Consider the following 6,841-nt stretch of genomic DNA (forward strand, 5'->3'; position numbering starts at 1 on the left):
TCATCCCGCCACCGCTTGGACCAGTTGGCCCGGGTCCGTGGGGAATCCGGTGTCGCCGCACCACATGCCCGGGTTCTCGCGGCTGAAGTCGTACTCCACCTTCGCGTCCTTGCTGTAACCGCTGGTGGCCCGGCCGGTCAGTCTGCCCAGGCCAATAGGCGCGAAGCTGAAGTCGCCGTCGTAGGTGTGGGCGCGCTCGGACTCCGTGGCGACCACCGCACTGGCGGGCTGGCTGCGACGTGGGTCGGCGCAGTCCCAGTCGACCGGATGCCGGGAGTCCGGATCGAGCGCGTAACCGCTGGCCCGATCGGCCGAGGTGACGACCTGCGGCCCGTCGCGCCAACCGCCACGCAGACCCAGGCACTCCTGCCGCAGCACCGTGTGCTCCCACCCCACGATGTAATCGCGGGCCACGGTCCGGCCCGGTCCCGAGGTGATCGGCGCCCACTGCGCGTCCAGGTGCGAGACCCGCGTGCGAGTGCCTGAGACGTTGAAGCTCATCCCGCCGTCGTAGGAGACCCCGGTGGTGCTCTCCGTGCGGGCCTCGCTGGTGTAGGTGACATGCCCGACGGCACCGTTGCGCACGATCGCGGTCGCCACGGTCTCCGGCACGACCTTGGTGTCGACCTTCCGATAGCGCGGGCACCAGCGGAACGAGCGATCGGCGACGGCGGACCGACCGGAGGCAGGCAGCGCGCCGAGCAACTGCTCGCCGCCGGCCGGGTCCAGGACCACGTCGAGTGCGTGGCTCGCTACCTGCGCCGTTGACCCGGCGACCGCTCGTGCCCAGCCCCCTCGACCGGGCACGACCTGTGTCAGCCACGTCCAGTGCCGACCGTCTCGGAACACGTCCAACTGCAGGTCCAGGCCGTTCTCGCCGCTGAGCGCGGCGGCCACCGGCGGCGCGACCAGTCGGTACCGACCGGCGCCGTCGGTGACGGTCCGGCCCAGCGGCGTCAGGTCGAACTCGCCGCCGATCGGCAACCGGTGCACCGCTTCATTCCGCGGCCAGGCCGACACCAGCACGCTTGCCCCGGACAACACCTGACCGGTCGTGTCGGCCAGTTGCCCGGCCAGCAAGGTCGGATCGGCCTCGTCCGTCTCCTCGCCCCAGGCCGTCCCCGAGGACAACACGGACGCCGAGACCAACGCCGCCACCACCAACCGACGCCGCCTACGGCGCCGCACATTCTCCACGTAACCCATCAATCCCCGTTCGAAGTGGAGGTTTCGCCACTTCGACGGATCAACCGGACGGATGGTTCCAAGATCGGTCGAAAGGTTGACCAACGAGAGAGCAGGCAAGCACTGGCGCAAGCTCAACCGACGGACTGGCAGTAGGTGCTACATTGACGCACATGGGTGATTCGGTGGGAATCCGCGCGCTGCAGCAGCATGCGTCCGCCGTCGTTTCGCGAGCGGTCGCGGGCGAGGTCGTGGAGATCACCGACCGGGGGCGACCGGTGGCCGCGCTCATCCCACTGGCGTCGGACCGCTTGACCGCGCTGGTGTCGGCGGGTCTGGCTCGACCGGCCCGGCGCAGGTTGCGCGATCTTCCGCAACCCGTGTCGGCACCGCCCGGCGCACCGTCGCTGGGCCAACTGCTCGCGCAGGCGCGGGACAGCGAGCGGTGAGGTGGCGTTCTACCTGGACACCTCGGCATTCCTGAAGCTGGTCGTCGCCGAGGATCACTCCGCCGCGATGCGCGAGTGGGCGCAGGACGCCGACCCCGACGTGTTCGCCACCGACCTTTTGCGCATCGAGGCACTGCGCACCGCGCGCAGGCACTCGCCGCGCGCGCTGCGAGCGACCAGGCAACGTCTTGACGGCGTGACGCTCCTGCAGCTGACGACGCAGCTCTGCGAGCGGGCGGAAGAACTGGATCCGGCGATTCTGAGGTCGTTGGACGCGCTGCACCTGGCCGGCGCGCTGACGATCGGGGATGACCTGGAGGGGATCGTCACCTATGACGAGCGACTCGGCGTGGCCGCCGAGGCCCACGGGGTCGCTGTGGTGACGCCGACCTGACCTGATGGAGGCCAGGTCGGCGCCCCCGATCTACCGGTTGATCGCCGACACCACAGCCTTGAGCGAGGCGGTCACGATGTTCGCGTCTATGCCCACGCCCCACACCACGGCGCTCTGACCGTCGGGGCCGACCACCGCGCACTCCAAGTAGGCAGCGGCGCGGGCGTCGCCACCCGCGCTCAGCGCGTGCTCGTGGTAGTCGAGCACGCGGACGTCGACGCCGACCTTGGACAGCGCGTCGGTGAAGGCCGCGATCGGTCCGTTGCCGGAGCCCTCCAGGGCCTGCACCTGGCCGTCGACGAACACGTTCACCGACAGCTGGTCCTGCTCACCGGCGGCCGAGGACGTGTGGTGCGAGTTCAGCCGGATCCGGCCGTTCTCGGCGAGGTACTCGGCGGCGAACATCTGGTACATCGCCTCCGGGCCGACCTCGCCGCCCTCGGTGTCGGTGTGCCGCTGGATCACCTGGCTGAACTCGATCTGCAGCCGGCGCGGCAGCTCCATGTGGTACTCGGTCTTCATGATGTAGGCGACGCCGCCCTTGCCGGACTGCGAATTGACCCGGATGACCGCCTCGTAGCTGCGGCCGACGTCCCTCGGGTCGATCGGCAGGTACGGGACGGCCCAACCGAAGTCCTTGACCGGGACGCCGGCTGACGCGGCGTCACGTTCCATCCAGTCGAAGCCCTTGTTGATCGCGTCCTGGTGCGAGCCGGAGAACGCGGTGTACACCAGGTCGCCGCCGTACGGGTGCCGCTCGTGCACCGGCAGTTGGTTGCAGTACTCGACCGTGCGCCGGATGTCGTCGATGTCGGAGAAGTCGAGCTGCGGGTCGACGCCCTGGCTGAACAGGTTCAGGCCCAAAGTAGCCAGGCAGACGTTGCCGGTGCGCTCGCCGTTGCCGAACAGGCAGCCCTCGATGCGATCGGCCCCGGCCAGGTAGCCGAGCTCGGCCGCGGCCACGGCGGTGCCCCGGTCGTTGTGCGGGTGCAGCGAGAGCACGACCGCGTCGCGGTAGGCCAGGTTGCGGTGCATCCACTCGATCGAGTCGGCGTAGATGTTCGGCGTCGCCATCTCGACGGTCGCGGGCAGGTTGATGACGACCTTGTGGTCGACGCTGGGCTGCCAGATGTCGTTGACCGCGTTGCAGACGTCGACCGCGAAGTCCAACTCGGTTCCGGTGTAGGACTCCGGGGAGTACTCGAAGTAGACGTCGGTCTGGGGCACCGTCTCGACGAGCTTGCGGCAGATCTGCGCGCCTTGGGTGGCGATGTCGCGGATGCCGTCGCGGTCCAGGCCGAACACCACCCGGCGCTGCAGCGTTGACGTCGAGTTGTACAGGTGGACCACGGCCTGCCGAGAGCCGCGGATCGACTCGAAGGACCGGGTGATCAGTTCCTCACGGGCCTGGGTGAGGACCTGGATGGTGACGTCGTCCGGGATCCGGTCTTCCTCGATCAACTGACGGACGAAGTCGAAGTCGGTCTGGCTGGCCGCCGGGAAGCCGACCTCGATCTCCTTGAAACCCATGCCGACCAGCAGGTCGAACATGCGGGTCTTACGGGCCGGGCTCATCGGGTCGATCAGGGCCTGGTTGCCGTCGCGCAGGTCGACCGCGCACCAGCGCGGGGCCTGCGTGATGACCTTGTCCGGCCAAGTGCGGTCGGTCAGCGCGACCGGTACGTAAGGCGCGTAGCGGTGAATCGGCATACCGCTGGGCTGCTGTGGGTGGTGCATCGGGGCTCCTGAGTCTCGTCGTGGGCGCGTCCGGCAGGCGCAGCAGAAACCCCGCGACGAGGGAGCCGGCCCTTAGAGGGCCTCGTCGCGGCGGCTAAGAAGGAGGAACGCCGTCAGCACACCTGGAGAATACACGACGGCGCCGCGCCCCCCGGGGGTCGCGGCGCCGGCGGTGACGAATGTAATTCCTTCGGTCGGCAGGCTCAGCCCTTGGTCCAGAAGTCGTCGATGACCGGCACCCAGCCGTCGCCGGTGTCCCGGAAGACCACGGTCGCGAGGCCCTCGAGCGGGAACTCCCCGTCCGGGCCGGTGAAGGTGCCGGTCCACGGTGAGTACGAGACGGCAATGTCGCCGTTGATGACCACGGCGGACTCGGCGATGCTCACGCTGGCCGGCTGCATGTCCAGGAAGCCCTGAATCGCGGCCTCGATGCCGGCCAGACCCTGCACGTGCGTACCCGGCTCAGGGACGACGATCGACTCGGGCCCGTAGAGGTCGAGGATGCCCTTGATGTTCTTGGCGTTGAAGTTCTCTTCCCACTGGACCTGGAAGTCGCTGGGGTGCTTTACGGCCATCTGCCGTCCCTTTCGTCGTGACTGAAACGCTGGTCTGCATCCTTGCCGGTCCCGCACCGTGATCGGAAGGCGTCCAGGGACAAATTCAGCGCCGCGCGAATTCCGGCGCGTGCTCCTGGCGCAGGCCGAGCCCGATCAGGCGGGCCGGGAGCCAGGAGACGGCCGGGAACTTCCGGACCAGGGTCATCAGCCGGGCAGGCGGGGCGGTCAGCTTGCCCTCCATCAGTGGCTGCATCAGTGTCCGGTGCAGCAGTCGCTGGAGGCCCTGGATCGCCATCGTGGCCGGGATTCTGCGCCTGCGGACGCGGGACAGGTCCGTGGGCTCGGGGCGGCCGCGGCGCAATGGTCCGGCGAGCAGGCGGGCCGCGGCGACCGCGTCCTGCACGGCCAGGTTGATGCCGACGCCACCGATCGGCGACATCGCGTGGGCAGCGTCCCCGATGCAGAGCAGACCGTCGAGATGCCAGACCGGGAGCCGGTTCAGTCGGACGTCGAGCATCTTGACGTCATCCATCGAGGTCAGTTCGTCGAGCCGGTCGGCAACCTCCGGCACGACTGCAGCCACTCCGGCCCGGAACTTCTCGACGCCCTCGGCGCGCAGGTCGCGGCCCTTGGGTCCCAGGTATGCGATCTGGAAGTAGCCCTCGCGCGGCAGCGCGATCGCGAACTGCCGTTCGCGCATGCGCGGGGCGATCATCCCGTCGCTCTCGCCGGGGCGGCGGGAGACGCGGAACCACCAGACGTCGAACGGGCACGGATACTCCCGCGGCGTCAAGCCGGCCTCGCGCCGCACGATCGAGGTGCGTCCGTCGGCGGCGATCACCAGATCAGCGCGGAGTTCCTCCTCCGCCCCACCCGGGCCGCGCAGTCGAACACCGCGCACGGTTTCGCCGTCCCGGATCAGCCCGGTCACCTCGGTGGACATGCGCAGGGTGAAAGTCGGCTCGGTGCGTCCCGCCTCGGCCAGCAGGTCGAGCAGGTCCCACTGCGGGACCAGCGCCACGTAAGGGTGCGGCACCCGGAGTCGGCCGAAGTCCGCGAACCGCATCTCGCCGTCCGGGGTAGGGAACGCCGCGTAACGAACCTTCGAGTGCGGCAGTTCCTCGAACTTCTGCCAGAGCCCGAGTTCGTCGAGCAGACCGAGGGTCGACGGGTGCACGGTGTCGCCGCGGAAGTCGCGCAGGAAGTCGGGGTGCTTCTCGCAGACCGTGACCGCTATGCCGGCCCGGGCCAGCAGAAGGGCGGACACGATCCCGGCGGGGCCTCCCCCGACCACGACGCACTGGGTGGCTCCGGTCATTTCTACCCTTCCTGATTCTGCGTCAGAACCCCAGCTTCCGTAGTTGTTTCGGGTCGCGCTGCCAGTCCTTCGCCACTCGGACGTGCAGGTCGAGATACACCGGCGTGCCCAGCAACGCCTCGATCTGTTGCCGGGCCCGGGTGCCGACGTCGCGCAAGCGGGCGCCGCCCTTGCCGATCACGATGCCCTTCTGGCTGTCGCGTTCCACGTAGACCTCGGCCCGGACGTCCAGCAGCGGCGAGTGCTCGGGGCGGTCCGGCCGCGGGATCATCTCCTCGACCACCACCGCCAGCGAGTGCGGAAGTTCGTCGCGGACCCCCTCCAGGGCCGCCTCGCGGATCAGCTCGGCGACCATCACTTCCTCCGGGGAGTCGGTCAGTTCGCCGTCCGGGTACAGCACCGGGCCTTCCGGCAGCCGCGCCATCAGCAGGTCGGTGAGCAGGTCGATCTGCTCGTCGGCGACCGCGGACACCGGCACTATCTCGGCGAACTCCACACCGGTCTGCGTACCCAGTTGCGAGACAGCCATCAGCTGCGCGGCAACTTGTTCACGGCCGGCCCGGTCGGTCTTGGTGACGATCGCGACCACGGGGGCCCGCCGGGCCGCCCTCGCCATCTCGCCGACGATGAACCGGTCACCCGGGCCGATCTTCTCGTCGGCCGGGAAGCAGATGCCGAGAACGTCGACCTCGGCGATGGTCGCGCGGACCAGGTCGTTGAGCCGCTCCCCAAGCAGAGTTCGCGGACGATGGAACCCAGGGGTGTCGACCAGCACCAACTGCGCGTCCGGGCGCGAGACGATCCCCCGCACGGTGTGCCGGGTCGTCTGCGGCCGGTCGGAGGTGATTGCAACCTTCACGCCGGTCAACGCGTTGGTCAGCGTCGACTTGCCGGTGTTCGGACGCCCGACCAGGCAAGCGAAACCGGAACGGTGGGCGGAGGATTCAGCGGACACCAGAGGATCCTCCCAGGCACGGCTCAGCGCAGGTGCAGTGCGGTCTGGGTGAGCCAGTGCTGGTTGCGTCTGGGTCTTCGCTGCGGGTCCAACCATGGTGGGGGCCGGAACTCGGGTTTTCCGTCTGCCGCGATTGTGACTTCCCAGCCGCGGTGGTGAACGGTGTCGTGGTGCCGGTCGCACAACAAGACGGTGTTTGTCAGGTCCGTCGGCCCGCCCTGTGACCAGTGACGAATGTGGTGCGCC

General features: G+C 69.0%; 7 protein-coding genes. 2 read left to right on the plus strand and 5 right to left on the minus strand.

The window, feature by feature from the left end; all coding sequences use genetic code 11:
* Entirely contained in the window at positions 1-1,206 is a 1,206-nt protein-coding gene (locus VHU88_14760) for a hypothetical protein (GenBank protein ID HEX3612944.1), read from the minus strand.
* Positions 1,207-1,358: 152 nt separating this feature from the next.
* Here VHU88_14760 and VHU88_14765 point away from each other — a divergent pair, with 152 nt between their 5' ends.
* Both VHU88_14765 and VHU88_14770 read left to right on the plus strand, forming a co-directional pair.
* Positions 1,359-1,634 carry a type II toxin-antitoxin system prevent-host-death family antitoxin gene (locus VHU88_14765; protein ID HEX3612945.1) on the plus strand — a complete coding sequence of 92 codons (276 nt, stop codon included), beginning with the start codon at positions 1,359-1,361 and terminating at the stop codon, positions 1,632-1,634.
* A 1-nt stretch (position 1,635) separates the two neighbouring features.
* The gene (locus VHU88_14770) at positions 1,636-2,028 is read left to right on the plus strand and encodes a type II toxin-antitoxin system VapC family toxin (GenBank protein ID HEX3612946.1); all 393 of its coding nucleotides are present in this window, start codon (positions 1,636-1,638) and stop codon (positions 2,026-2,028) included.
* A gap of 30 nt (positions 2,029-2,058) precedes the next feature.
* On the opposite strand, the gene leuA is transcribed toward VHU88_14770, so the two are convergent.
* The 4 genes from leuA to era form a co-directional block, all read right to left on the minus strand.
* Complete coding sequence (leuA, locus tag VHU88_14775; GenBank protein HEX3612947.1) at positions 2,059-3,765, minus strand: 2-isopropylmalate synthase; 1,707 nt, start codon at positions 3,763-3,765, stop codon at positions 2,059-2,061.
* Between the two features lie 203 nt (positions 3,766-3,968).
* Entirely contained in the window at positions 3,969-4,340 is a 372-nt protein-coding gene (locus VHU88_14780) for a DUF4440 domain-containing protein (GenBank protein HEX3612948.1), read from the minus strand.
* Between the two features lie 85 nt (positions 4,341-4,425).
* Positions 4,426-5,640, minus strand: coding sequence for an FAD-dependent oxidoreductase (locus tag VHU88_14785; protein HEX3612949.1), 1,215 nt, complete (start codon positions 5,638-5,640; stop codon positions 4,426-4,428).
* A 22-nt stretch (positions 5,641-5,662) separates the two neighbouring features.
* On the minus strand, positions 5,663-6,595 hold the full coding sequence (era, locus tag VHU88_14790) for a GTPase Era (protein HEX3612950.1): 933 nt from the start codon (positions 6,593-6,595) through the stop codon (positions 5,663-5,665).
* Positions 6,596-6,841: the final 246 nt, after the last annotated feature.

This window comes from Sporichthyaceae bacterium (assembly GCA_036269075.1).
Lineage (GTDB): Bacteria > Actinomycetota > Actinomycetes > Sporichthyales > Sporichthyaceae > DASQPJ01.

Bases quoted from the DNA above. Each gene is read 5' to 3' on its own strand.
- VHU88_14760 (HEX3612944.1), bottom strand. From the start codon at position 1,206: ATGGGTTACGTGGAGAATGTGCGGCGCCGTAGGCGGCGTCGGTTGGTG.
- VHU88_14765 (HEX3612945.1), top strand. From the start codon at position 1,359: ATGGGTGATTCGGTGGGAATCCGCGCGCTGCAGCAGCATGCGTCCGCC.
- leuA (HEX3612947.1), bottom strand. From the start codon at position 3,765: ATGCACCACCCACAGCAGCCCAGCGGTATGCCGATTCACCGCTACGCG.
- VHU88_14780 (HEX3612948.1), bottom strand. From the start codon at position 4,340: ATGGCCGTAAAGCACCCCAGCGACTTCCAGGTCCAGTGGGAAGAGAAC.
- VHU88_14785 (HEX3612949.1), bottom strand. From the start codon at position 5,640: ATGACCGGAGCCACCCAGTGCGTCGTGGTCGGGGGAGGCCCCGCCGGG.